Source organism: Paraglaciecola sp. L3A3 (assembly GCF_009796765.1).
Classification (GTDB): domain Bacteria; phylum Pseudomonadota; class Gammaproteobacteria; order Enterobacterales; family Alteromonadaceae; genus Paraglaciecola.
In genome coordinates, this window is the sequence record NZ_CP047023.1 from 2,813,095 (window position 1) to 2,839,366 (window position 26,272).

At 37.4% G+C, this 26,272-nt stretch carries 23 protein-coding genes; 10 read left to right on the forward strand and 13 right to left on the reverse strand.

Annotated features, from left to right (window positions below; genetic code table 11):
- Positions 1–460 precede the first annotated feature (460 nt).
- The 3 genes from GQR87_RS11760 to GQR87_RS22655 all read left to right on the forward strand — a co-directional run bounded on the left by GQR87_RS11760 (position 461) and on the right by GQR87_RS22655 (position 4,515).
- The gene (locus GQR87_RS11760) at positions 461–3,802 is read left to right on the forward strand and encodes a TonB-dependent receptor (RefSeq protein ID WP_158969532.1); all 3,342 of its coding nucleotides are present in this window, start codon (positions 461–463) and stop codon (positions 3,800–3,802) included.
- A gap of 333 nt (positions 3,803–4,135) precedes the next feature.
- Entirely contained in the window at positions 4,136–4,348 is a 213-nt protein-coding gene (locus GQR87_RS22650; protein WP_370459602.1) for a DUF6445 family protein, read from the forward strand.
- The gene (locus GQR87_RS22655) at positions 4,327–4,515 is read left to right on the forward strand and encodes a DUF6445 family protein (RefSeq protein WP_370459635.1); all 189 of its coding nucleotides are present in this window, start codon (positions 4,327–4,329) and stop codon (positions 4,513–4,515) included. Before GQR87_RS22650 ends, GQR87_RS22655 begins: the two co-directional genes overlap by 22 nt.
- Before the next feature lie 153 nt (positions 4,516–4,668).
- On the opposite strand, the gene GQR87_RS11765 is transcribed toward GQR87_RS22655, so the two are convergent.
- From GQR87_RS11765 to GQR87_RS11785, 5 genes are all read right to left on the reverse strand, one after another.
- A complete protein-coding gene (locus GQR87_RS11765; protein ID WP_158969534.1) occupies positions 4,669–5,259 on the reverse strand; it encodes a hypothetical protein in 591 nt (196 codons plus the stop codon).
- Between the two features lie 223 nt (positions 5,260–5,482).
- A complete protein-coding gene (locus GQR87_RS11770) occupies positions 5,483–6,721 on the reverse strand; it encodes a hypothetical protein (protein ID WP_158969536.1) in 1,239 nt (412 codons plus the stop codon).
- A gap of 207 nt (positions 6,722–6,928) precedes the next feature.
- Positions 6,929–7,645, reverse strand: coding sequence for a FadR/GntR family transcriptional regulator (locus GQR87_RS11775; RefSeq protein ID WP_158969538.1), 717 nt, complete (start codon positions 7,643–7,645; stop codon positions 6,929–6,931).
- 286 nt (positions 7,646–7,931) lie between these two features.
- Positions 7,932–10,313: a DUF5060 domain-containing protein gene (locus GQR87_RS11780; protein WP_158969540.1), complete on the reverse strand. Its 2,382-nt coding sequence runs from the start codon at positions 10,311–10,313 to the stop codon at positions 7,932–7,934.
- 357 nt (positions 10,314–10,670) lie between these two features.
- The gene (locus GQR87_RS11785) at positions 10,671–11,225 is read right to left on the reverse strand and encodes a hypothetical protein (RefSeq protein WP_158969541.1); all 555 of its coding nucleotides are present in this window, start codon (positions 11,223–11,225) and stop codon (positions 10,671–10,673) included.
- Between the two features lie 336 nt (positions 11,226–11,561).
- Here GQR87_RS11785 and GQR87_RS22545 point away from each other — a divergent pair, with 336 nt between their 5' ends.
- Positions 11,562–11,684, forward strand: a complete 123-nt coding sequence (locus GQR87_RS22545; protein WP_255456423.1) for a hypothetical protein — start codon at positions 11,562–11,564, stop codon at positions 11,682–11,684.
- A gap of 56 nt (positions 11,685–11,740) precedes the next feature.
- Here GQR87_RS22545 and GQR87_RS11790 read toward each other — a convergent pair whose 3' ends face one another.
- From GQR87_RS11790 to nagZ, 5 genes are all read right to left on the reverse strand, one after another.
- Positions 11,741–12,151: a GFA family protein gene (locus GQR87_RS11790; RefSeq protein WP_158969542.1), complete on the reverse strand. Its 411-nt coding sequence runs from the start codon at positions 12,149–12,151 to the stop codon at positions 11,741–11,743.
- Between the two features lie 68 nt (positions 12,152–12,219).
- On the reverse strand, positions 12,220–13,296 hold the full coding sequence (locus tag GQR87_RS11795) for an RCC1 domain-containing protein (protein ID WP_158969543.1): 1,077 nt from the start codon (positions 13,294–13,296) through the stop codon (positions 12,220–12,222).
- A 55-nt stretch (positions 13,297–13,351) separates the two neighbouring features.
- Positions 13,352–14,272: a beta-agarase gene (locus GQR87_RS11800; RefSeq protein ID WP_158969544.1), complete on the reverse strand. Its 921-nt coding sequence runs from the start codon at positions 14,270–14,272 to the stop codon at positions 13,352–13,354.
- 79 nt (positions 14,273–14,351) lie between these two features.
- Positions 14,352–15,770 carry an SLC13 family permease gene (locus tag GQR87_RS11805; protein ID WP_158969545.1) on the reverse strand — a complete coding sequence of 473 codons (1,419 nt, stop codon included), beginning with the start codon at positions 15,768–15,770 and terminating at the stop codon, positions 14,352–14,354.
- Positions 15,760–16,761, reverse strand: coding sequence for a beta-N-acetylhexosaminidase (gene nagZ / locus GQR87_RS11810; RefSeq protein WP_233267251.1), 1,002 nt, complete (start codon positions 16,759–16,761; stop codon positions 15,760–15,762). The genes GQR87_RS11805 and nagZ overlap by 11 nt, the downstream gene beginning before the upstream one ends.
- A 172-nt stretch (positions 16,762–16,933) precedes the next feature.
- On the opposite strand from nagZ, the gene nadK reads away from it, so the two are divergent.
- From nadK to GQR87_RS11830, 4 genes are all read left to right on the forward strand, one after another.
- Entirely contained in the window at positions 16,934–17,809 is an 876-nt protein-coding gene (gene nadK, locus GQR87_RS11815) for an NAD(+) kinase (RefSeq protein WP_158969547.1), read from the forward strand.
- Between the two features lie 108 nt (positions 17,810–17,917).
- Positions 17,918–19,591 carry a DNA repair protein RecN gene (gene recN / locus GQR87_RS11820; RefSeq protein ID WP_158969548.1) on the forward strand — a complete coding sequence of 558 codons (1,674 nt, stop codon included), beginning with the start codon at positions 17,918–17,920 and terminating at the stop codon, positions 19,589–19,591.
- A 116-nt stretch (positions 19,592–19,707) separates the two neighbouring features.
- A complete protein-coding gene (locus GQR87_RS11825; RefSeq protein ID WP_158969549.1) occupies positions 19,708–20,064 on the forward strand; it encodes an outer membrane protein assembly factor BamE in 357 nt (118 codons plus the stop codon).
- A 168-nt stretch (positions 20,065–20,232) separates the two neighbouring features.
- Positions 20,233–20,775 (forward strand): DinB family protein, encoded by a 543-nt coding sequence (locus tag GQR87_RS11830; RefSeq protein WP_158969550.1) that lies wholly within the window; start codon positions 20,233–20,235, stop codon positions 20,773–20,775.
- 255 nt (positions 20,776–21,030) lie between these two features.
- Here GQR87_RS11830 and alr read toward each other — a convergent pair whose 3' ends face one another.
- Together alr and GQR87_RS11840 are read right to left on the reverse strand one after the other, a co-directional pair.
- Positions 21,031–22,140 carry an alanine racemase gene (gene alr / locus GQR87_RS11835; RefSeq protein WP_158969551.1) on the reverse strand — a complete coding sequence of 370 codons (1,110 nt, stop codon included), beginning with the start codon at positions 22,138–22,140 and terminating at the stop codon, positions 21,031–21,033.
- A 6-nt stretch (positions 22,141–22,146) separates the two neighbouring features.
- Positions 22,147–23,016, reverse strand: coding sequence for an aminotransferase class IV (locus GQR87_RS11840; protein ID WP_158969552.1), 870 nt, complete (start codon positions 23,014–23,016; stop codon positions 22,147–22,149).
- A gap of 165 nt (positions 23,017–23,181) precedes the next feature.
- Between GQR87_RS11840 and GQR87_RS11845 the strand changes: the two genes are divergently transcribed.
- Together GQR87_RS11845 and GQR87_RS11850 are read left to right on the forward strand one after the other, a co-directional pair.
- On the forward strand, positions 23,182–24,039 hold the full coding sequence (locus GQR87_RS11845; protein WP_158969553.1) for a S1 RNA-binding domain-containing protein: 858 nt from the start codon (positions 23,182–23,184) through the stop codon (positions 24,037–24,039).
- Positions 24,040–24,050: 11 nt separating this feature from the next.
- Complete coding sequence (locus GQR87_RS11850; protein WP_158969554.1) at positions 24,051–24,491, forward strand: DUF2214 family protein; 441 nt, start codon at positions 24,051–24,053, stop codon at positions 24,489–24,491.
- Between the two features lie 344 nt (positions 24,492–24,835).
- On the opposite strand, the gene GQR87_RS11855 is transcribed toward GQR87_RS11850, so the two are convergent.
- The gene (locus GQR87_RS11855; protein ID WP_158969555.1) at positions 24,836–26,074 is read right to left on the reverse strand and encodes a cystathionine gamma-synthase family protein; all 1,239 of its coding nucleotides are present in this window, start codon (positions 26,072–26,074) and stop codon (positions 24,836–24,838) included.
- Positions 26,075–26,272 lie beyond the last annotated feature (198 nt).

Below are 26,272 nucleotides of genomic sequence, written 5' to 3' on the forward strand. Positions count from 1 at the left end.
TATTTTTGTAATATTTCAACTTATTTTACATCTATAAAAGCAACATTAACATTGTTATCAACATTAAGACAAACACTGAACATTAAGACAAACAATGTGAACAACATGCTAACCATTTGCGCATATATTTATGCCACAGTTAGCAATCCCCAAATGAGTATTAAAACCACTATTTCTCTACTCAACCAAGCTCTTATATTTGATAAATTTTAGTTTGATTATTCATAATAATTAACTATGTAAACTAAATGTTAAAGACATTAGCTTAATCTAAAAGCCAACCAACCAAGAAAATTACACATAATTTAACACAGTTTACGTGTGTCTTTATTAGATTCATTTTAAAAAACATCCTTGTTTACCAAAATACCACATGCTTTACATAATATTTACATGAGCCTAGTATAGAGAATGCACATACAAAATATTGATTTTATCCACAAACACACGGGCAACTAAAATGAATAATAAATTTAAACTCAAGCCGTTAGCAATCGCAATGTTACCTATTCTAATAGGCAGTAGTACAAGCCTTGTACAAGCTCAAGAAACCCAAAAAGACCAAGTAGAAGTTATAGAAGTAACTGGTTTTAAGGGGAGTCTACTTCGTTCATTAAATAACAAGCGATCTAGTGACGCCATAAGCGACTCTGTTTTTTCTGAAGATATAGGTAAATCTGCAGACCAAGATATAGGTGAAGCTCTTCAGCGTATAACTGGTGTATCTATTCAGCGTGGTGGGGGTGTTGGCGATGGCGGTGACTCTACAACCGTTAGTGTGCGTGGCGCGAGCCCTGACTTAAACGTCATCAGTTTAAACGGGGTAACATTAACTAGTAGCTCCGAAAACCAAACAGTAGATTTAAGTGCTTTTTCTTCCGATATATTGAATTCTATTGAAGTTTTAAAAACTGCCACGGCTGACCAAAATGAGGGAAGTTTAGGTGCAAGTGTTATATTAAAAACTTTCCGCCCTTTAGATGCTAGCGAAAACAAACGAGTGGTTGAATTTCAAGGACGCCATAGTGATTTTGCTGACGAGCAAGATTATAAACTTTCTGGCTCATTTTCTGAAAAATTCTTAGATGATACCTTAGGTTTTTATGTAACAGCATTTAAAGAAACACAGGCATATCGTCAAGACCGCTTTTTCGCTAATGGATATAAAACGCAAACTTTTGACGACGCTTTAAATAAAAACACAGGTCAACCCATGGGCGGCCCAACTACAGGTCTTATAAATGACCAAAATGGTTATTCATTATCTACTAACCAATTAGAGCGCGAAGGGTTTACCACAGCAATACAATGGCTACCAACTGAAGAAACAGAAGTACTACTAGATATCACCATGTCAGACCAATATGTTGCTTATGATGAAGCAACATTTACAATTATTGGCCCTAACGATAAATATTTACCAGAGGATCCGATAGCAACTGGCGATGATCCTTGGGTAGTATATAATCCCGACAATCAATTGTTTGAGAAAGTACTTAATCGATATTCCCGTGGTCGTATTGCCCAACTAGAAAACGGAATTGAAACCACTAACCGGGTTTATAGCATTGATGTTAATCATTATTTTACAGATAATTTTAGTATGAAGTTCCGCGCAGGTTATTCAAAAACCGTTGCAGATGATGACTATTACACCTACATCAATACCAATAACTTTGCGCACGTTAGCGATGCTCAAACCGAAGGGTTAGCGGTTGGTGTGGTTGAACCAGTAGGTTACGACTGTACATCAGGCATATGTTTGGCCCGCTTTGGCTCAGGTATAGTTGGCTACGGCCCTGATATTGATGGCGTTCCTCAAACGGGTGCACCAGATGAAGATCCTTTAGATAATACGTCTACAACCATGTTCAACCCTGATGACTTAAATGCCCTTCACCTGCAACAAGTGAACACTCGTGATCGTGATTTGAGCGATAAACAAAAACAGGTATTCTTAGATTTTGATTATGAAACAAATTGGGGCCCAGTCACTAAAATTGAATTTGGGGCTAAATATCAAAAACGTAATAAAGATGTGTTTAACCAAAATAACTTCTTTGAAAATGCTGATGATGCTTGGGTACCTGACGGACAAAGTAGTCCTAGTTTAGGCGCAGGTGTTGCCTCTATACGTTTAGATCAAGTAACTAAAGGGCAAACTAAACACGGTGATGACTTCTTAGATATTTTAGGTTACCCAAGAGATAACGCTACTGATGGTTGGTATACTATTGACGGTCAAAAAGCGTTAGACTTACTATTTACTACGCCTGATGTACGCAGAAGACCTGATTTATCTAATGACAGACAAGTTGAATTAGAGAACAAAGCACTCTATTTCAAAATGAACTTCTCATTATTAGATGACGACTTAACCGGTAACTTTGGTATTCGTTATGTTGAAAGCTCAGTAGACAGCATTGGTTATTCAGGTGTTAAACACAAAACAGGACCATTTGCTTCTGATTACAAATTATTACAAATAGCTGCTGATTCATCCTTAGCCCCTTGTACAGCTGCGCAACTATATAATAATGGCGTTGACTATAACCCTGATGCTAATGATATTGAGGGTGCCAACCTTGCTGGTGCCTTAGATGAAAATGGTAATTGGGGTCCCGCTCCAGGACAAAGTTGTTATGATGCAGATTGGAACTCGACTCCTCTAGCTCGTTCGCGTTACTGGTACGCCCCTGGCTTAGGAGAGAATCCTGCCCAGTATCAAGCAACAGGCTCAAATACTTACGATAACTGGTTACCTAGTTTATCCTTAAATTACCAGTTAAATGACGAAACGGTATTACGTGCCGCAGCATCTACAACAATGGCCCGTCCTAGAATTGACAGTTTAAAACCAAGTTATACATTGAATCAAAACCTATGGGGTGGAGGAGATTCAAACGGTACCATTAACAACCCGAATTTGATTGCTTTAGAATCAAATAATTTTGATTTATCTTATGAGTGGTACTTTAACGATGGTGGCGCATTAAGTGCAGCTATTTTCTATAAAGATATGACCAACTTTGAAGAAATAGCCACACGTAGTGAACACTGGATTGATTTACGTGGTTATACTACTGAGCAATTAGAAGCGCTTGACCCGCTTGGTGAAGCCTTAATTCAACCAAAGGACGATGGTTCACCAAAAACAGTGTTTGAAGAGCCAAACTGTATGCCTAACTTCCGCCATAGATGGGAAAGTAACGCTATCGATTTGGTTACTCAATGTGACATTATTAACGTAAACGTAATACGAAATGGTAAAGGTGCCTCAATTCAAGGCTTAGAATTAGGCTATAACCAAAACTATGACTTTTTACCCGGCATATTGAGTGGATTAGGTGTTTCCGCTAACTACACTTACTCAGACTCAAAAACCGAAGCAGAAATCATTGGTTTTGACACCCAACTTTCATCATTACCGTTAGAAAACGTGTCTAAGCACCAGTACAACCTTTCTACTTTTTGGGAAAAAGACGGTAATTTAATCCGTTTAGCTTATAATCACAGAAGTGATTCGTTATCACGCCGGTCTTACCGCAATGGGGCTATTTGGAATGATGGAGGTGGGTCTCTAGACTTGTCTGCAACATATAAGATAAATGAAACATTCACGTTAACATTTAATGCAGTTAACCTAAACGAACGTATATATAGACAATATTATACAAACTTAGTTGATGCGACGTTTGAGCTTGAAGGTAATGCCTTAGAAGGTGAAGCTAACAAGTCGAGAACAGTTCGAGAATGGGCTAGCGGTGCTACATATCGTTTAGCCATTCGTGCAACATTCTAGTCAGTTAATTTAGTACTTTTAAGCCAATCTATTTTATTATAGATTGGCTTTTTTGTTGCTATTTTTTAGTATGGTTAAACCATGGAGTTAAAAAAACCTAACTTATAAGTTTCTAGAACTGGGAATAAAAAAAAACACAAGTCATTGTAATTGATAAGTTTCTGTCTTCAGCTCAAGCAATGATTTAACAGGTCACTACAAACATGTGTGATCTACCACCAGAACAATGTAGCTACTCCGGAATTCGTTGCCCAATACAAAATCCGCATATTTAGTATTAATCCAAAACACCATAACTGCCATCATCAAAAACATAATTTTACAGTTCACAAAATGAACAAGATTTCGTCCCCAATTATTAGATACCTCATTTTTAACCCAAGACATTATACCTTAGCGGTTTTACACTATTTAAACACTGGCGACTTTGGCGGTACTGCATTTTATAAACATACGTCTACACAATTTAAAACAATACAGCAAATAGAGTGTGAAAATAGGTTGAGACAGCAGAACAATTTTATATTAAGAACTCTAGTTATTTGAAAAGATATTTTACAAAATCTACCAATCACTTTGAGTTAATTCAAGTTATTAACTATATGCCAAATAGACTGGCTGCGTACCCTACTTCGATATTACATATTGCATTTATAGAAAACCAACAAAAGGAACGTTTAACCACGAATATACTTTTTATTAGCCTTCTGTGATCATAATTTATCAAGGATTGTATTAGGCAAATAATTTAGAAAAAACGCAAGGGTTATCAGGTAACAGCCCTATTCATGCTTATTTTAGTATCAAGAATGCCACTTACCTAAGGTAAGCGGCATTTTAATTTTAGTTAAGTAAAACTATCAGGGCTAATGAGTTCTACCAGGACTTGCCGACATATTAAAGACTTGCATAGTCACACTGCTAACCACACCGCCTGTATCAGAAAATGATAGGTCGACTTTATTATTAACTTCTAACAAAGCATAAGGTATGGCCACTTCTACTACACCAAAAAATTCAGGGCGAGTATTTTGATCGTATCCACGAATGTCTTCAATCACTGTCACATCATGACCGTTAATTTTAACAGTTGGTGTAATCGACTTACCATGTGCACGACCAAGACCTATTCTTAATACGGCTTCACCAAAATCAGCAGAGTTATCCACGCCATTCACATTAAAGGTAATGTCGTTATTAGCTGTGATGGTTTGACGATAAGTATCTGAATAGTATTTGGTTTCTTGTGATGTTTGATCCACAACCACATCATTAGCATATGTAATTTTAAGAATGGCTGTTGACTCAGTGTCTACAGTATATTCAGTAATGCTCTTATCTAATTCTAACTTTTCTAATACTGGGGCTTTTGTGGCTTCATCAAAATACAGATGTTTAACTTCTATCTTTTCTATTTCGTTGCCGTTGGCACCTGCAATATTTAGAGCGGCAATCATGGTTTGATGTTAAAGAATCACAAGGTGGGATGGCTTCGGTCAGAGAAAATTAAACATAAAAAAAGGAGCAAAAAATATTTTTTTGCTCCTTTAATGGTTTTACACTAAGAACGTGGAGTGATTTAACATAACAAAGCCAATATACGACTCACTATTTTCCCACCAACTGATGATAAAAAGACTAAATCGTACTTAATGTATATTGACCAATATCAGATACAGTTTATTCGGCGAGTTGTAATACCAAACCACGCCATCTACCACGAGAAAATGCAGTGATATCACCCTCTGGTATCTTACCATTGGTAACGGCATTGGACTGAATCACAATTTCATCTCCCTTTGATAACTCTACTAGACCAATATCAAAGGTAGCCTCTTTATAATCTACATTAGTTTCAGGGTTTTTAACTTCGGCTAACACTTTACCATTTAATAAAACTTTATATTCAGACTCACCGTCTAGTTCGGTTAATGTCACCAATTTTAAATTAAATTTATTACCGTCCCAGTTATGTTTTATTTTATGACTAGCAGAAATAAACTTATTTCTCATAGCTGCATTAGCTGCATTTACCGCTAAAACATCACGGGCTTTATCAAAATAAAAACTATTTAGTGGCCCATTTTCGTACTCGAACCCTGAATTTGAATGAAAGATATAGGCGTAGTTATCTATATCAAGGTAGGTTTTCTTTTCAGCTAATTTTGCAGGATTATAAATGGTCTCTGCTGGACCTAAACCATTTGGCGTAAAGCTTTCATCAAGAGTTAAGATGATTTTATCTAATTCTGAACCATCTTCACGCATTGACATCATTAAGTTGTGTTGTCCGGCTTCAGCGACATCAATCCATAATGTTTTAGGTGTACCACAATGGTTACTATCAACCCTTTGTTGTGAAGACCATGTCCACATGTGTTTACCCTGGCAAAATTGTAAGCGTTGTGAGCTTTCTTGCCAAATTCCGTCTAAGCCAAAATGAAAACCATTATCTTCAGGTCCTGTACTAAACGCCCTTCCCCAAATGTAATAACGGCCAGGTTGAGTAAAATAAACAGGATAACTAAGTACAGCCATAACTCCTGCTGTATTAGAAAAATTTTCACCTGGTATCAGTTTTTCATCATGATTAGTGCGGTTATCAGGTAGAATTTCTATATAACTATTACCACTTGCGCCAATAAAATGTGGCACATCTGGATCAGCAAATAAGCCTGCTTCGCTAGCTTGGCCTTTTTCATTAAACACCAACCAACGTCTTGTATCGGCCAATGTTTGGGAGGCAAAATGTTCAGCTTCAATTACTACAAAACCATTTTGTTCGACAAACGTTTTACTCATGATTGTAGGACTATTTTGTACTATAGTTTGCATTGTACTATTGGTATCGGCAGTTGTATTACTGCAGCCAGAAGCCAATACACTTAAGCCAATTAAACTTAAAGATAATAATTTCATTTGGTTATTCTCACTTTTTAGCTAAGACTTTACATTTCATTTCAACAATATGAAGGATTTTATACATAGTAAACAACCGAAATCATATTGTAATACATTATGATTAATTAGTTTATGTTGATTAGATTGAAATGTAAACAAAATGAAAAGATTTAACATAAAAAAAGCCTAATACCGATCGATATTAGGCTTAAATGATTGGCTGGATTAAGCTTGGGCTAATTTTTTTTCTATAATACTGAGAGCTTCATCAATTAGTAAAAACATACTATTTTTTGCTCTTTCAGCATTGCCTGTTTTTATGGCATTAAAAATACGAGCATGTTCTTCAACCACCCCCTCAGGATCATCAATTGCAGGGGTAGTATGTTGAATACTGACATTCAAAGCTGTGCTAGTAAAATCGCGCATATGAATATAAAAACGGTTTTCAGTGGCATACAAAATGGCCACATGGAAGTCGATATCAGCCTGTAATTCAGCAGCTTGATCATTATTTTTTACTGATAATTGCATACGAGTGAGCGCATCTTCAATATCAGCTAAGCGTTCGGGAGTCGCGTGACGCGCAGCTAAAGCGCACGCTTCAGGCTCAACAGCCATCCGCATTTGGGTGAATTCTTTCAACACACTTAAAGAAGGCTTAGCTTGTAAAGACCAACTTAACATTTCAGCATCTAGAATATTCCAATGTTCTTCCGGTAAAATTCTGATCCCTTGTTTGGGTTTACTTGAAATTAAGCCTTTTGCGGTTAGCATTTTTATTGCTTCACGCACAGCTGTCCTACTCACACCAAATTTATCGCATAATGCGGCCTCTGTGGGTAAACTCACATCCCTAGGATATTCTCCACAAACTATCGCTCTTCCTAATTCACTGGTCATTCTTTGTGATAAATTTTTACTGCCTGCAAAATTAGCCATTTAATTTTTCCACTTACCTATTTATATGAAGATATTATTAAATTATGTGCTTTGTATAAATACTTAAACTACAACAATTTACAATAAATAGCACGTAAGAATATCCTCTTAAGCCCATATATGACGCAAGAAATTGTTTAATTTTGTGATTCGTATAAATATTATGTGTAAAAGAAAAACAATACTGTGGGTTAATTAAATGGGGAAATTATTAATAATGATTTAAAGCAGATTTATGGAACATAAAAAACGCCAACCCCGAAAGGTTGGCAACATTCAATATAAATTATAGTTTACGGATTACCGCTAACCAATCTTCATTTTTTTCTGTTTTAGGCTGACCTATATTGACCACACCACCGGCACTCAAATTGCTAACCGTGCCTCTTTCCAAACGTCCACCTGTACGAGGATTGAACCAACGTACACTGAATTTTCCTTTGTCTAAACTAAGATCTAAAGTCGTTTTGTTTGCTGTGTGTAAGTACACTAAATATATTTCACCTTCATTAGCAAAAACATAAGGGTCTTCAACATTTTTATCCGTTGCAGCTAACTGATCCATATTACGCATACGATGGAAGGGTACGTCATTATCTGCAAAAAACTGCACAGCTATGCCCGCATAATCCCATGATTTATCGCGGCTTCTAAAGTCTTCAGCCACTAAGTCATTTTCTAAAAGGCGATAACCGAAATAATACTCAACGCCTGCTCCACCGGCCATTAGATTACCCCATAAAGTCTTCTTACGAATATCATGTAGGTTATATTTCATTTCACGGTCTTCAGCCCAGCCATCAAATCCTTTATAACCAGGATCCGGTGGTACACCCATACCTGCTGGATTTTGTTCATCGTTGGCCACTACCCAAGGTTTACCTGCAGCTCTAGATGCCGTAATCCAACGTAAGGTTTTTTCATGGGCATGTTTCCAACTGTTTTGCAGTGACGCGCCCGTTAAAACAGATTGAGCACCTAATAACTGCTGATAAACTTTTTCTTGTTGATTGGGGAATGAATGAATAACAGTATTATGATCATACGGGTCGACATTTAAAATGTACTCAGCCATATCTCTTTGCTCTTCATAACTTTGTGTATTTTCTTCGCCTAAATTCCAATTTAACGCTAGGTGATGTGAATAACGGGCAATGATTTCTCTTAGGTATAACTTTCTTTCAATACCCAATAAACCACCATCTAAAGATTCTTTGATGATAACTGGACCTTTTTTGCGGTTATCATCGTTTTCATTTTCTTGCAGTTTGAAGTGCAGGTACAAGCCTAATTTTTGTGCATGTGAGAATAGAATCCCCCACTGATCTAACTTAGACGTATCAAAGTGAAACTTGCCGTTACGTTCAACATAAGGCCAAATATTGTCGCCGTCACCTGCGGCATTGTAGGTTAAGAATGAAAAGGCATTTAATCCTTTGTCAGATAAATAGTTAAATGCACCTAATAAGTTTTTACCTTTACCACCCTGCCAAGTTGGATCATTTGATTTTGCATCTTGTGCATGAGGCTGCCATGTTTTAATAGCAAGGTTAGGTTTAACACCAAAAGTATTATCAATATCGGCATAAGCCAGCATAGTTTCAGGAGCATCAGGGCCGGCTTTTAAGAAATATTCACCTGTTCCAGCGTGACGTAAATAGTGTCCTCCAACATATTGTAGACGGCCCTTAGCTCTAAAATCTTTGCCTTTCTTATCCGTTTTAGCCACTTTAAATGTGCCATAAACACCTTGATAAGGAAAAACATATTCTCCTACAGATGGTGTGACAGAAGCATTCTCACCTTTAACGAAGGACACACGATAACTCCACTTCCCAGCTTTATCAGGAGATACATGTGCACGCCATTTTACCCCTGATTCTGCAGAACTTTCAGCAGCGTTACCATCAGCAGCAAAATAACCTGGTACAGTATAAGTCGGTACACCTGACTCGTGGGCAAAAGTGACTGACATTCTATAATCTAAAAATGGATTAGGCTCGATATCTTGCTCATAAGCAAAAGGTCCATCCATAGTTAATATTACATCATGCCATTGTTTTTTCTCACCCGAGATAACTACACTTGCATTTCCATCAGCATGCCTAGGTGATATTAAAGCAGGTCCTGCTTCTATTTCTTCTTGTAAACGTAAAGTGGCTAAATCAGATTTTGCTTTACCTGGATCATAATCAATCGGTTTAAAAACAATTTTTGACCAATATCCACGACTAAAGTCTTTGCCGTTTTTACTAGAATTTTTGACACTAACAGTAAACTTTTCACCTTCATTTACTTCCACACGTTTAAAAGTGGCAATAAATTTATCAGAGTTATCTATATCTTTATTGGTTTCAGGTGCAGTAAACGAACCCACTACACTTTCACCTACTTTCAATGTATAGGTAGATTGCCCATTTTTGTCACCGGCTGTATGTAAACTAATATCAAAACGACCGTTGCCCATTGGCACTGTTGAACTAACCTGCCCTGTGGTTTTGCCATCACGTTCTCGAAAAGCGATCATCCCTTCCCGGATAAAAAAACCACTACCCTGTAACATGAGTGCATCAGCACTAATTTCTGCACTGTTAACTTGTGCGGTTCCACTACTACTAAAAAAGGCCAGCATTAAGGCTTGGCTACAGCCAATTATTAATCGTTTCATTCTAAATTTAACCCAGTGATGTAAAAAATTTGTAAAACAGATAATGACAAAAAATATATTGTATTACAATATATTAATATCAAGATTTGCAGAATACACGATAGATCGTCTTTATATAGCGTTGAATGGATTATTGAAAATATCTAAACAGTTAATTTTATTGGGTATTTATAAATTCAGATGTTAAAAGTCTCATGCAACACCATAAGAGTGTGTCGTGTAATAAAATAACTACAATTGAGTATAAATATTATTATGAACAAATATGCTAAATGGTAATATGCCAACAGTATTTAGAAATCACAAAATAAATTATATATTCAGTGTAAATAACTCTGATAAGAAACGAGTAAGAGACTATTGCTTTTGTCTATTAGCAACTTGTTGTTTCCATTGTTGTTGAGCCGCTTGTAAGAACTCATCATCAACGGGTTTATCACCGGCCAATTCTTTGGCTATTTGTTCGATCAGTTTGTTGCGTTTTTTTAATAAAGCATCCACTTTGACAAATAAATCCTGCGCTTCAGGATACTGCTCTTTTATTGGCGTGATATCTTCTATTGCATAATAAGCCTGTTCAACGGCGTCGTTGAACAAACTCCGTTTAGCTTGAAACACTACAAATTTTTTGGCTAAATTGGATTGCAGATAGCTGATGTCCTCAGCGGGTAAACCGGCTTCTTCGGCTAAATCACTGGCTTTTTCAAGCCACTCACTAATTGCTTGATCATTAACTTGTTGAACAGCTAGTTTAACGCCTGCTTTCAAATCAGTAGCGTTCAAAATATCTTCTCTAGAAATAACAGGGAAACTAGTTTCTTTCACTACTTGGGGACTATTATTGGTTTGCTTGATAAACCAAACAACGGAAACCAATGTGATAACAATGATAATAGTAAATAGTGATTTCATATTTAGACCTTTAATGACAAATTTTGAGCCGCCAAGAGTATATAGATCAAAGGAAAAACTGAAAAGCTGATAATTTATCAAAATCGATAATACTAATTGCTATCTATTGTTCATTCATAAGGCCATACTGATTTTGTTATACATTGACTTGGGTCTAGTTAATTTAAGTTAAGTTAATTTAACTGACTAATAACAGGTTATTCATTGCTTTACTAAACCTGGGCTTTGAATAAGAAGCGTGTTTTTAAATTGAATTTCCATCTAAAAATTCAATTACTGACGAATTTACATCCAATTATGTACAAATGGCTTAACTACAACAGGTGGTAAAATATTATGAGTAAAGGACAAGACAGTAAAAAAAATGCCAAGAAACAACCCTTATTAACCGCAAAAGAAAAAAAAGCAGCAAAGGCAGCGAAAAAATCGGAAACAACCATTTTAGGTCGAGATAAGTAATCCTTAATCACAAGATTAGGGGCCATTGATAATTATCAATGGCCTTTTTCATTGTCTTATTCTGGGTACTGCTTAAACCTATCTGCAGTTTGACCTTCTTCAAACCAACAAGGTGTTTCTGCAGAAAAAATATTCGCCATAGGGCGTATTTTTGGATCACCATCAAGATACCCAGCTGGTATTACTAATTGTGAACCATCTCGACTCAAGTAAGGCACCTGTGAGCCACAATTAGTGCAAAAGTTATTACTAAAACGTACCGCATTAGGTAAATCAAAGCGTTTGGTTTGTTCTTGACCTGAGTGCCACTCAATTCTATCAGGGCTCGTAAAAATTAAAGCCGCAAAAGCAGAGCCCGTCTTCTTTTGACATCGATCACAATAACATTGATAAAAGCGATTAAAAGGACCAGTTACTGTGCTTTTTACTGCTCCACACAAACAACTGCCATTCACAGTATTTCCCATTTTTCTTTCCTTTTATTAATTTCTAGTGTTATTTAAAAATCCCATAACAAGTAGGATAAATATGATTATTACTGAGTATATGCTTTAACCAAAGGTGGCGGTATAAAGTAAGGTTTTTCAATACTTTGGTACCCTCTATATACATACACACTATTGTCTTCACGAATAAATATAACAGCCCCTTTAGCGGCCGAAACATACTGCAAATTATGCCCTTTAGGCTTTTCATCAACATAAAAATCAGGGTTCAAGTTAATATCTTCCCCCCAACACACTCCCTTGCCGTTTAGGGTCACAGCACAAGAACCTGTTGAATAAGTGGCAATAGACTTGGCCGTTAAACTATCAGGTACGTTTAATGCTTTACCGGATCCCCAACAAATAACATGGTCTGACATATCAATAGCACAAGCTTGCGCTGGAAACTTTGGTTTTCCTATTTTGCTATAATCAGGCCAACCACCCCCTACGGATATTTGTTTAGCTTTTAGAGCAAGGGGTGCTTGTAGCCCTCCCCAGCAAACCACTTTATCGTCCAACTTACGAATGGCACAAACTGCATCACCCGTACTTGCGATAGCTTTGGCTTTAAGCCCTGCAGGTGGCCTTGGATATTTACCAGCCCAATTTCTATTGTAATTGGTTTGCTGAGCATCACTAGTGGTTGGCCAACAAATGACATCACCATTATATCTAATACCACAAGCATGGCGATCACCACCTGATATGCTGACAAAATCTTTATAGTTAGGAGTATCAGTATTCATCTCTGGGCCCCAGCATCGTATATTAGACAGGCTGTTTTTTGACTCAGCTAAAATGGAACAAACACCTGTATGAGTTTCAGCATTAGCCAACACCTTACCTAAATCATGTGGAGCATAAGCCCGACCAAAACAAGTATAAGGCTTGTGTTGCCCAGCTATTGACACCTCTGTAATTTGGCCCCACTTATCAGGATGCAAACGACAATCAAAATCGGCATCTTTCTGCATGTAGTTCTTGCCCCAACAATGGGTATTAAGCTCTTGATCAATCACACAAGCACCGAATGGCCCTGCCGTTAAAACATTAGCTAAAGAAACTTGACCTACTTGAGGTGCTGGCTGTTGTTGGGCTTTTTGCTCACTAAATTCACAGCTCAATAGAAAACCGCAAAAAAGTGAAGTAACCAAGATTTTTAAATGACAAAATTGAAATTTATTGATGCGTCAATCTCCATGTTCTTACCCAATCAATCTTCATAGTATTAATAGAGTCATCTAATAAATCTGTCTTTTTAGGCAAACCGCCAACCCAGGATGAATCTTGGGTCCATAGATCCCAAATTAGATGTAGCTCTAATGTGAATAGTTTTTTAGTTTTAATGCTACCAGCAGATTCGCCGTTTAAATAAAATTGCACATTGTGGGCATCTTTCCACCATGCACCAACCACATGATATTCATCATTCCACTTAACGCCCTTGAGGGTATTTGCAGCAGATAAATTGCGGTTGTCAAAATTCCCTTTAGCACGTTCCGTTTGCCCATTTTTAACCACAAAATATTGTGAACTCATTTGCCATGGATAATCTTCATTGACATAGTCTCTAGAAGGGTTCGAATTATTCTCGATTATGTCTATTTCATCACGGTTATTAACATTACCATTATTCAACCAGAAGGTATTATAAGCAGAAATATGTGCGGTTTTAATCCGGCTTTCTGTGTACATAGGGAATTTAATTTTTGCTATGGAGCGTACACGTGATGTTTCGAACCATCTGTCTTCACTCTTGTCATTTAATGTGGCTTTTATCCATAAATTACTATCACTTACCCCAGAGTTTTTATCCAACATATTGACGGGTGTGTTGCCATAATTCCAATTAGTTTTAGTCCATTTTTTAGCATCCCAATGATCGAACTCGTCTGATAATCTTGCTACTTTTTGCCAAACCATTCCTTTAGGGGTTTGATCGTTAAAAGAAGTAAAGCTGGGTTGATTCGGATCCGCTTTATTGACATCAATCTCGGGCATTAATTTATTAGCATTTGAATTACTGACAAGTGAAATAAATACGACAGTGGCCAACCTAGAAAATTTTGTTAAATAACGACCAAATTCATTATTAAACATATTGAATAAACCTTTCACAAAAATTTAAACTGTACGATATAAATAGACAGAATCAATATTAAAAATGGAATAACCATCTTTACAAGGTGACATAACTTACGCCAGTCACCACAAAGGCAAGAATAATATTCAATACAAACCCTTCTCTGGCCATAGTTTTAATACTGAATTTATCCATACCATAGACAATTGCATTGGGTGCAGTTGCGACAGGTAACATAAATGCGCAGCTTGCACTAATGGCGGCAGGCATCATGATTAAGGCAGGATCGATACCCACGGCTATACCAGTTGCAGCCAAAATCGGCATAAATAAAGTGGCTGTAGCGGTATTTGAGGTAATTTCAGTTAAAAAAGTAATGAATAGGCAAATAGATAAAACTAATAGAGGTATGGGCAAACTAGACAACCCACTCAATGCATCCCCCAATAAAAGGCTCAAACCTGATTCAGCAAAAGCTTTAGCAATACAGATACCGCCAGCAAATAATAACAACATACCCCACGGAATCGACACTGCGGTTTGCCAATCGAGTAGTTTATTCGATCCTTGACTTTCAGCCACTTCACCAAATCTAGTGGCAGTTTTAGTAACCTCTTTAGGCTTATTGCCGTTGGGGATCAGAAACATCATAACCACGCCCGCCAATGCAATACTACTGTCACCGATTGTGGTGACGTGTAGCCATACGGTCCAATAAGGTCGAAACATCCATGCTAATGCCACAAACAAAAACACAGCTAATACGCGTTTTTCGGCAGGTTGCCATTGCCCTGATTTAGGTAATATATATTCTTGTGTATTTTCTAGGTTACGGGTTAACCACCAAGCAATAATAGGAATACCAATGACAACAATAGGAACGCCAGTTTTCATCCATTCTAAAAAGCTGATTTCTTTACCTTGGGTTTCAAGATAAACACTCATAAAAATAATATTCGGCGGTGTACCCACAGGTGTACCCACGCCACCTAAACTAGCGGCATAGGCAATCCCTAATAACATTGCAACAGTCAATTTAGGATCTTTCACATGTTTTAATACTGCAAGGGTGATAGGTAATAACATTAAAGTAGTGGCTGAGTTAGAAATCCACATACTTAAAATCGCAGCGGTTAACATAAAGCCTAGCACCAATCGTTTGGCACTTTTACCGCCTGTTACGTTTACTAGATAATAAGCTAAACGACTATGCACGTTGGACTTCTCTAATGCTTTTGACAACATAAATGCCCCCATCAGCAATATAATGACATGACTCCCTAAAGCCGATGCCGCTTGTTGATGGCTTAATACTCCGGCCATAGGAAAAGCAAAAAATGGGATTAAAGAGGTAACAGGAATAGGTAAAGCTTCAGTCACCCAGAGCATAGCGGTGAATAAGGTGATGGCCGCAGTAGCCGAAACAACTGAGGTGTTACCTAAATAATTCAAAATAAAATAAAAAGCCACAGACGAAAATATCGAAAGCAGAAGTAATTTGTTTTTAGTCTGCATGGAATTGATCTAATATTTTCTGCACACCTAGATACCTATCTGTTTTTTGTAAAGATTTAAAATCTAAACAGGCTTGTTTACGCAAGCTATTAGCTCGTAAAGAATGGGGCATATTGCTAGGTAAACCATCAATCACCTTGGTCGCACCAGTGGCATCATTACACACTAAAACCATATCACAACCTGCAGTTATCGCTAATTCAGCCCTCTGTACAATATCTCCCATTTGTACCGCACCTTGCATAGATAAATCATCAGAAAACACCACACCATCAAATGCAAGTTGCTCTCGCAAAATTTGTTTGATCCAAGTGCTTGAAAATCCAGCAGGTAAATCATCTACATCAGGGTAAATAACATGGGCTGGCATCACTGCATCTAACAAGCCTTGTTGATGAATAGCGGCAAAAATTGCCATATCGTGTTCAAAAATGTCTTGGCGAGTGCGTTTATCTACTGGCATAGCAATATGGGAATCTTCTAAGACATTACCGTGACCTGGAAAATGTTTACCAGTGGCCTTCATACCGGCTTGGTGCATTCCTTTTATAAAATGACTAGCCAATTTAATAATTTGTGCTGGTTGCTGATGAAAACTTCTATCGCCTATAACTTCTGATACGCCATGAATGTCGAGCACGGGGGCAAAACTAATATCTATATCAAAAGCCTGTAATTCTGCTGCCATTAACCAACCTAAATGTTGACAGACATCTTCATCTTTCAGGTCATAATAGTCCGATTTTATTGCTATATCACCCATAGCAGGTATTTTACTAAAACCTTGTCGAAAACGCTGAACTCGCCCTCCTTCATGGTCTGTAGCAATGATCACATCATTACGCGTTACCATGCGAATGTGTTTTACTAAATCGGCCAACTGTTTTTGGTCATAATAATTTCGGCTAAATAAAATTAAGCCTCCGACAAGTGGATGGTCTAACTTATCTATTTCCTCCAATGACAGTTCATAACCTGCAATGTCTAACATTATTGGCCCCATCAATCCTTTCCTATTTATAATAATTATTGAACGACTATAAAAAGAATCCATTCTTGCAGTCAATGAAAACTTAAAGAATGCACTAAATACACAGAAAGAAATGACTTTCATTACATGCAATGGGTATACTTCTGCCCATATCGCTATATATCGTAATTCTATGAAATTTAATACTGTTGGTTTAATCGGCAAACAAGCACATGCAGATGCTAATCTTAGCTTTAAAGCATTAATCGTTTATCTCACTAAACGCGGCTGCAGGGTGTTAGTTGAAGAACGCACCGCAAAAAAATTAGACTCTCAAGGTTTTGAAGCCGCTGATATTCACACTATTGGCAAACAAGCAGACTTAGCTATTGTTGTGGGTGGGGATGGCAATATGTTAGGCGCCGCTCGGATTTTAGCTGAATACAATGTGGCTGTAGTAGGTATTAACCGGGGGAACTTAGGCTTTCTGACCGACATTAATCCCGATGATATAGAACCTCAATTAGATAGTATTTTTGATGAAAATTATCAAATAGAAGAAAGGTTTTTATTAACCGTCGAAGTCTATCGCCAAGGAGAATTACAAAGCCATGATACCGCGGTCAACGAAGTAGTTATACACCATGGGAAAGTAGCTCACATGATGGAGTTTGAAGTCTATTTAGACAACCATTTTGTTTTTAGCCAACGTTCTGATGGATTAATAGTCGCCACGCCTACAGGTTCTACTGCTTATTCCTTATCAGGTGGTGGCCCAATTCTTACTCCAACCTTAGATGCGTTAACTTTAGTACCAATGTTCCCTCATACTTTAAGTAGTCGCCCTATAGTGGTAGATGCCAACAGTATAGTAAAATTAAAAGTTTCTCCTGATAATTCAGACAACTTACAAGTGAGTTGTGACAGCCATATAGTATTAACTGTACTACCAGGCGACCAAGTTATTATCAGTAAAAACCCAGCTAAACTTACTCTAATACACCCTGAAAACTACAACTATTTCAATGTATTAAGAACAAAACTTGGTTGGGGTAGTAAACTTTATTAAGCCAAGTTCCTGAACAAAGTTTAAACTTTTTTATTTGAATGCTAGACACAACCCCAAAGCATGGTTATATTTACACCACTGTATAATTAAACAGGTATAGGTATTACTATGCTAACTCACCTTTCCATTCGAAACTTTGCGGTTGTAAAAACACTAGATATTGAATTTAATCTTGGTATGACAGCCGTCACCGGCGAAACAGGTGCGGGAAAATCCATATCTGTGGACGCCTTGGGATTGTGCTTAGGTGACAGAGCTGATAGTGGAATGGTCAGAACTGGCGCAGAAAAAGCTGAAGTAAGTGCGAGTTTTGATATTTCTAAACTGCCTGCGGCCTTAAGTTGGCTAGAACAGCATGAATTGGCTGATGACCATGATGTACTCATTAGACGAGTGATCTCTTCTGAGGGACGTTCTAAGGCATTTATTAATGGCACACCTGTACCTTTGCAACAACTTAAAAGTTTAGGTTTTTATTTACTCAGTATTCATGGCCAACATGCCCATCAACAAATTCTTAAAAATGACCACCAACTTCACTTACTCGATCAATATGCTGAACATCAAAAATTAATCAATTCGGTCAGTGAACATTACCAAACTTTACGGAACCAACAAAAACAATATCAAGCCTTACTAGAAGGTCAGCAACAAAGAGATGATCGTAGCCAGTTACTGTCTTACCAAATTGTTGAGTTAGACGAATTTGCGTTAGCAGAAGGTGAATTTATAGAATTAGAGTTAGAACATAAAAAATTAAGTCATAGCCAAACCCTTCTAGAACAAAGTCAAATTAGTTTTCATCAACTATATGAGGCAGAAGAGTTTAATGCCCTGTCTGCGGTGCAAAATAGCCTAGACAGATTAACTGAATTGCAACAGCACGATGCCAGTTTAACCCCGATTGTTACTATGCTAACTGAAGCTAGCATTCAAATTGAAGAAGCGTCAACTGAACTCAGAGCGTATACCGAACAGCTTGAAATTGATCCTATGCGTATGCAAAACGTCGAAGCTCGTTACTCCCAAGCCCTAGACTTAGCAAGAAAACATAATGTACAGCCTGAAACTTTATATGACTTACACCAAGAGTTAAGCCAAGAATATCAAGACTTAGTGCAAGATGACTCTTTATTAGATGGCTTGAAAGAACAATTACAAGTGCTTGAAACCGAGTATCGTGCTGTCGCCCAAAAATTAAATATCTCTAGACAAAAAGCGGCAAAATCCTTTGCTAAACAAGTTGAACAACATATCCATAAAATGAATATGGCTGATGCTGAATTTACTATTACAGTGAAACACGATGAATTTGGCACGCCACATAAATTAGGCTTAGATCACATTAGTTTTATGGTTTCCACCAACAAAGGTCAAGCCCAAGATAAATTAGAGAAAGTAGTATCAGGCGGGGAATTATCTCGAATTGGCTTAGCGATTCAAGTTATCAGTTCTAGTAACAATCAAGTAGCCACTATGATTTTTGATGAGGTTGATAGTGGGATCAGTGGTTCAACCGCTTCTGTAGTAGGAGAATTATTAAGAAAATTAGGCACATCGACTCAGGTTATTTGTGTTACTCACTTGCCCCAAGTCGCTGCCAGAGCTCACAATCAGATGTTTGTCACTAAGTTTAGCGATAAAAAAACCACAGAAACACACATGATTTGTTTAAAAGAAAATGAACGAATTAAGGAGTTAGCACGTCTATTAGCTGGAGATACACTCACCGAGTCGGCTATTGCTAATGCAAAAGAATTGTTACAAATAAGCAATTCTTGAAAAATAGGCATTGATTGAGCTAACTGGGCTGGGTTAGGATGCTCCGCTAAAAGTAGGTTGGCTTTACCTAAAAATAGGTAGTCGCAGTTTTCAAATGCTAAAAATATTGAGTGAAAATGAAGTTTAAGAATTTACTAGTTGTAGTCGCCGTTACCCTTATGTTCTCATCTTGTGCAGATTGGATTTTCCGAATTGATGTACCGCAAGGTAACTTTTTGGATAAAAAAGACGTCGCAAAACTGCGAATTGAAATGACCAAAGAACAAGTTGAATTTGTCTTAGGTAAGCCGGTTGTTGAAGATTCATTCGATCATGACACTTGGTATTATTTATATCAAATGAAACGTGGCATGAAAAAACGCGGAGAAGATTTTCGTAAAGAGTTAATAATAAAGTTTGTTGATAATAAAATAACTGAAGTAACCGGTGATTTTGAGTTAGCAGAAGATTTTAATACCCCCCTAGATCAATAAAGCTATTCAGTTTACCTAGATTATTGATTTAGAAGTCTGTAGTTGTCGACCTGTTATAATTCATCAGCATTTCGGCAGCTATTGATTTTTATTTCCCCTGCTCTCTTCCTTCAAAACTCAACAAAAACCCTTTACACTGCTAACCTACTCACCAACCAAGAAATGTAGATGCAGCAACCAAATCACTTCTTATTAATGGCGCAGTATAATTTACGAATGAATGGTCAAGTATTCGAAGCTGCTCGTCAACTATCAAGTCAGGACTTAACTGAAAATAAAGGGGCTTACTTCGGCTCTATTATTGGCACCTTAAATCATTTATTGGTAGGCGATTTGATCTGGTTAAACAGATTCGCCACACATTCAGACACTTACTTAAGTTTACAAGCTTTAACTGAGTTTCCTATTACCACTAAATTAGACACAATCATTTATCCTGAGATAGAAAGCTTATATGTGGCGAGGCAAGTATTAGATAACATCCTGATAAAATGGCTATCAACAGAGGTGAAGGAAGAAGACTTATCAGCCCCCCACACATATACAAATACTAAAGGGGTGCAAAGTACACGTAATTTTGCGGAGCTGCTCAACCATTTGTTTAATCATCAAACTCACCACAGAGGGCAAGTCAGTACCCTATTAAACCAATTAAATGTCGATATCGGCGTCACTGATTTTTTGATCGATATTCCAGAGGTTAAACAGTAGCGAGATTCGAGTTACAAGAAAGGGAAAGAAACAAGCAGATAAAATCGGCTTGGAACTGAGTGGTTCGGTAAAAGAAAAAAGCTGGCAAAGCTGTAGCTAGGAGATAGATTTTAGTGAATAGCAAGAATCGAGTGTATATCTCAACATTCTGACTTTATAGAATGGACTTAGGACTAGAAGGGCACAGGAATGACAAGGTTTGAGTTCACGTTTTTTTAATGGCGAAGCCATGCTTTATGAACAAAGTGAATGCTGTTACTCATTAATGTAACTAGGTTTCACACGACTAGGCATGCGTGTCACTAATTCATAACCAATAGTATCTGCCCACTTGGCGACTTCATTAACTGACAGATTTTTACCCCAAAGTTCGACATCAGCACCAATTGCAACATCTGATATTCCGGTAACATCAACACAAATTAGGTCCATAGACACTCTGCCTACTAAGGTTGCTCTTTGTCCATTCACGATAATGGGTGCACCAGATTTTATATTTCTTGGATACCCATCACCATAACCCACCGCGACTGTTGCTATGACGGAGGGTTTGGAAGCGGTCCAAGTATTACCATAACCCACTGAATCACCCGCTTCAATATGGCGAACCGCAATCACCTCAGAACTAAAGGTCATAGCTGGGAGCAATTTGTCGCCCTGTGTATGAGGAGTATCGAATGGGCTAATTCCATACAGCATTAAACCCGGCCGTATCCAATCTAAATGATAATCAGGCCAGCCACATATAGCAGCTGAATTGGCAAAACTCGTTACTATACAGTTTTTATTCACCCCTGCGTGATATTCAATTAGTTCGAGACATTCAGTAAAAGACTGATATTGCAGGCGAGTAAAGCCATTTTTTAGTTCATCCGCACAAGAAAAATGACTCATTAAAATGATTTGGCTAATATTCGGCGAGTCATTCAACATACTATACACAGAATGGGCAAACTCTGCAGATATCCCTAAACGATGCATGCCCGTGTCGACCTTTAACCAAACACGGATCGGTTGAGAAAATGTCATACTCAATATTTCTATGACTTGTCTTTGAGTGTGCAAGACCAATTCGCAGTCATTAGCTAAGGCAAGATCAACCTCATCTACGGTAAAAAAACCTTCAAGCAACAAAACGGGCTTACTAATACCAGCTTGTCGTAAATCTAAGGCTTCTTCCAAGCAAGTCACAGTTAACATGTCAACTAAAGGTTCTATCGCCTGCGCCACTTGACCAGCACCATGCCCGTAAGCATCAGCTTTGACAACCGCAAGTGTTTTAGAGTGTGGTGCTAAAGATTGTGCCAATTGACAGTTGGCCCGAATAGCGGCTAAATCTATAATTATTTTTGTAGGTCGTGACATAAGTGATTAATAATTAAATTTATTTTTGCTGTATAAAGTTTGCGCCAATTGCCAAATATCCCCTACTTTTCCATTCCCTATGGGTTTACCGTCTAGTTCAACAACAGGCACTATTTCTTTACTCGAACTGGTAACCCAAAGTTCATCTGCGTTACGCACTTCGTCCATAGTCACCACTTGTTCTTCAATCGTTAATGTTGGCTCTTGACGTAAGATATCGATCAACATTAAACGGGTTATACCAGGTAATAATTGTTTATCCAAAGGAGGCGTCAACACACTAGTACCTTTGACTATAAACACATTACACGAGCTGGCTTCTGTTAATTCGTTTTGGGCATTATATAAAATAGTCTCATCTACACCTGATTCTTGACCCGATTGAAAATGCATAACGTTACCTAATAACGAAGTCGATTTTATATCGCAATGTTTCCAACGATGATCTTCAGCACTATTCGCTTTAAACTGCTTAGTCAGGGTTTTATCAGCAGCTGGCTCAGTTGGTATTTCATACACAAAGGCAAATATCGTAGGAGTAACTTTATCAGGAAATGCATGGAAACGTTTAACATCGGCCCCACGACTTACGTGTAAATATACACCTAGATTTCCATTACCGTTTTTAGCCGTTAAGTTTTCTGCAATATCCCGCCAATATTTATCACTTTTAGATAACTGAATGCCAATTGTAGCTAAACCTTGTTGCATTCTTTTAATATGCAAAGCAAAGCCAACGAGTTTACCGCTATATGAAGGTACCATCTCATAAATTCCGTCTCCAAATAAAAAGCCTCTATCCATTGGCGATATTTTCGCCTCATGCATCCGCATATATTCGCCATTTAAAAATACTATATCCGTGTTAGAGCCCATAAAACGTAAAATTCAGTCAACTTATTTATAATTAGATTATGCCATGGTTCCCGTTACTAATTGACTAATAAATGTGTCAAAATATATTTTTTATAGGCTTATTGCTATTGACTGGAATAAGTTACAATACGCTTAAGTTTTCAAAAAAAGATAATTGCTCAAACTATGTTACAAGTTGGAATGGTTCACACCTTAGAAGTCATCAATGAAGTTCCTTTTGGTTTTTACCTAGATGGTAAAGACAAAGGGCAAATTTTATTGCCTACCAAAAATGCACCACTGGGATGTAAAATGGGTGATATGGTTCACGCATTTATTTACCACGATAGTGATGATCGCATTATTGCAACAACTAGACGTCCTAAAGTGTTCGTTGATCATTGTGCATATTTAAAAGTTGTGAGCATTACCCCAATTGGTGCATTTGTGGATTGGGGGCTAGAAAAAGATTTATTGGTGCCTTATAGCGAACAAGCTTACCCCATGTCTGAAGGAATTTCTTACGTGGTGTATGTATTCTGTGATGATGAAACTGGACGTCTTGCGGCATCTACTCGTTTAAGTGATTTTTTATATGAAGAATCAAGTGAGGAAGGCGGCACTTTTGAACCAAAACAAGAAGTAGATTTACTCATTTGTGGTAAAACAGATATGGGATACAAAGCCATCATTAATGGTTCTCACTTAGGCCTATTATTTAGAGATGAAGTATTCAAGCCGATCAAAATAGGCCACTCAATGAAGGGCTATATCAAATCAATTCGTGAAGACGGTAAAATCAATTTATGTTTCCAATTTCATGATCCCACTGCACGAAACACCCTAGAAGAACAAATAATAGAAGATCTTATTGCCCACGACGGCTTATCCACTTTGACTGATAAAAGCCCTGCTGATGAAATTTCTAAACGATTTAATGTCAGTAAAAATGTCTATAAAAAAGCGCTAGGCTCGCTATATAAACAAAAGCGTATTTTATTAGATAAAATAAAAGTGACGTTAATAAAAAAAACGGATAAATAGCAGGATAAATCATGGATGAAATACTGGTACGTTACTGCCATTTTATAGGTATTATCGTTTTAGCTGGTACCTTAGTCGCTAAACATATGATGCTGACAGGAGAGCTTAATCTGGCACAAATGCAGAAAATAGCGAGGATCGATAGAGTGTATGGCCTAAGTGCATTAATCGTGTTATTGGCTGGTTTAACCCTTTGGTTTGGAGTGGGTAAACCAGCTGAGTTTTATGCTAAAAATTGGGTGTTTCATTTAAAAGTGAGCCTATTCATTGTAATGGCATTACTGTCCATTTATCCGACAATTTATATTAATAAAATCTGTCGTGCTAAACAAAAATTGGTCAATGTACCTAAATCTATTATCAATACGGTACGACTGGAACTGACTTGTTTGGTGATCATACCTTTGTCCGCAGTTTATATGGCAAAAGGTTATGGCCTTTATGCGTCCTAAGCTTCAAGTTTAGTTAGTTCAAATTTAATTTTACTATCTAACCTGAATACTGGATAAGCCGAACCTCTAGATAACGCTCTTTTTGTGCCTAGCGGCGTTGGATTGTCTAGTAATAACACGTTATTACGTACGACAACCCGCCTTGCTATACACAAAAATTTCGTCACCGAGTAAGCATTCAGGAGAGGTGATTTGGGTGCACGTTATTAAGCTATTGAATTGTAATGATAAATTCAGATTAGACGATACTTCTTATCCAGAACTCAGGTTATCTATCAAAAAAGGCATCGTCTTTTAAACAATGCCTTCTTTGACTTTTTTTATCTCTTTGCGGCCGTTATCGCTTAAAATTGAGCGAAAGCATTTTCAAAATCAGCAACCAGATCATCATTGTCTTCAATTCCGATAGACATTCTAATCATGTTGTCACTAACTCCCATTTCTTCACGCTGTTTAGCCGTTGATTCATAATAAATAGTTGAAGCAACAGGTAAAGCTAAAGTTCGAGTATCACCAAGATGAGTGGCACATATAACCAACTTTAAGGCATTTAGAAAAGCAATAGGGTCAATATCATCAAGCAAATCAAAACTTAAAATTCCACCGTAACCTTGGAAGTATTCTCGGGCTAAATAATGTTGGGGATGATTAGCTAAACCTGGATAATAGACTGCGGCTACTTTTTCGTGGTTTTGTAAATAATTCGCAATGCGCAATGCATTGTCATTCATTTTATTGGTGCGTAAGACTAACGTCTCTAAGCCAATAGAAATATCATGAGCGGCTTCTGGAGATAATGTTGCCCCCATATCCCTCAATCCTCTTTTACGAATTTGAGTTAAGCCCCATAAACTTGGATCAGTACCGCGATAAATATCCAAGATATTATCGAATGTAGACCAGTCATATAAGCCAGTGTCGACCACACTTCCGCCTAACACATTGCCGTGACCCGACATATATTTTGTCAGCGAGCTGACGGTGAGCGAAGCAAGAACAGATTTAGCATCAAACATATTAGGTGGTGTCATTGTGCTATCAACTATGAATAAGGCGTTTTGCTCTTGGCAATATTGTCCAATTGCACGTAAATCTGCTACTTGAGTAACTGGATTGGCAATCGTTTCTAAATACACAGCTTTAGTATTGGCTTTATAAGCTTTTTTAACATTTTGCACATCAGTCACATCAACAAAAGTCAGTTCAATTCCTAATAACTCCATTGTTTCGGTGAAACTACGGGTATTACCAAACAGAAAATGACTGACAATAATGTGATCCCCTGCTTTGAATAAACTCATCATTAAAGAAGAAATAGCAGCCATCCCAGTAGCAAATGTAACCGCACCAATCCCGCCTTCTAAATGGTTTAATATATTTTGCAAGGCTGCAGTTGAACCACTCGATGAACGTCCATAAACATGACCGAGTTTTTTTCCCTGAAAAACATCGACTATGTCTTGTGCTTCAGAGAATTCAAACAAAACTGAATTACTAGTAGCTTGATGCACAGCACCATATTGAGGATTATTAAGTAAACGATCGGCATGAACTAAACGAGTTGTAAAACCTTTATTTTTCAATCTTTATCTCCAGTGCGATAACAAGATCTATTATCAATTAACCAAGAGCCTAAGTAATTCACTCAATATGAGGGTTAATTTGGCAAATTTATTTTGTATATTGTTACTCAACTAAGGAGTAACACAAAATCGCATATGTTTTTTCTTATAATCAAATGCATATATAAAGCATTGAAACCTATTGTATATCACTCACCA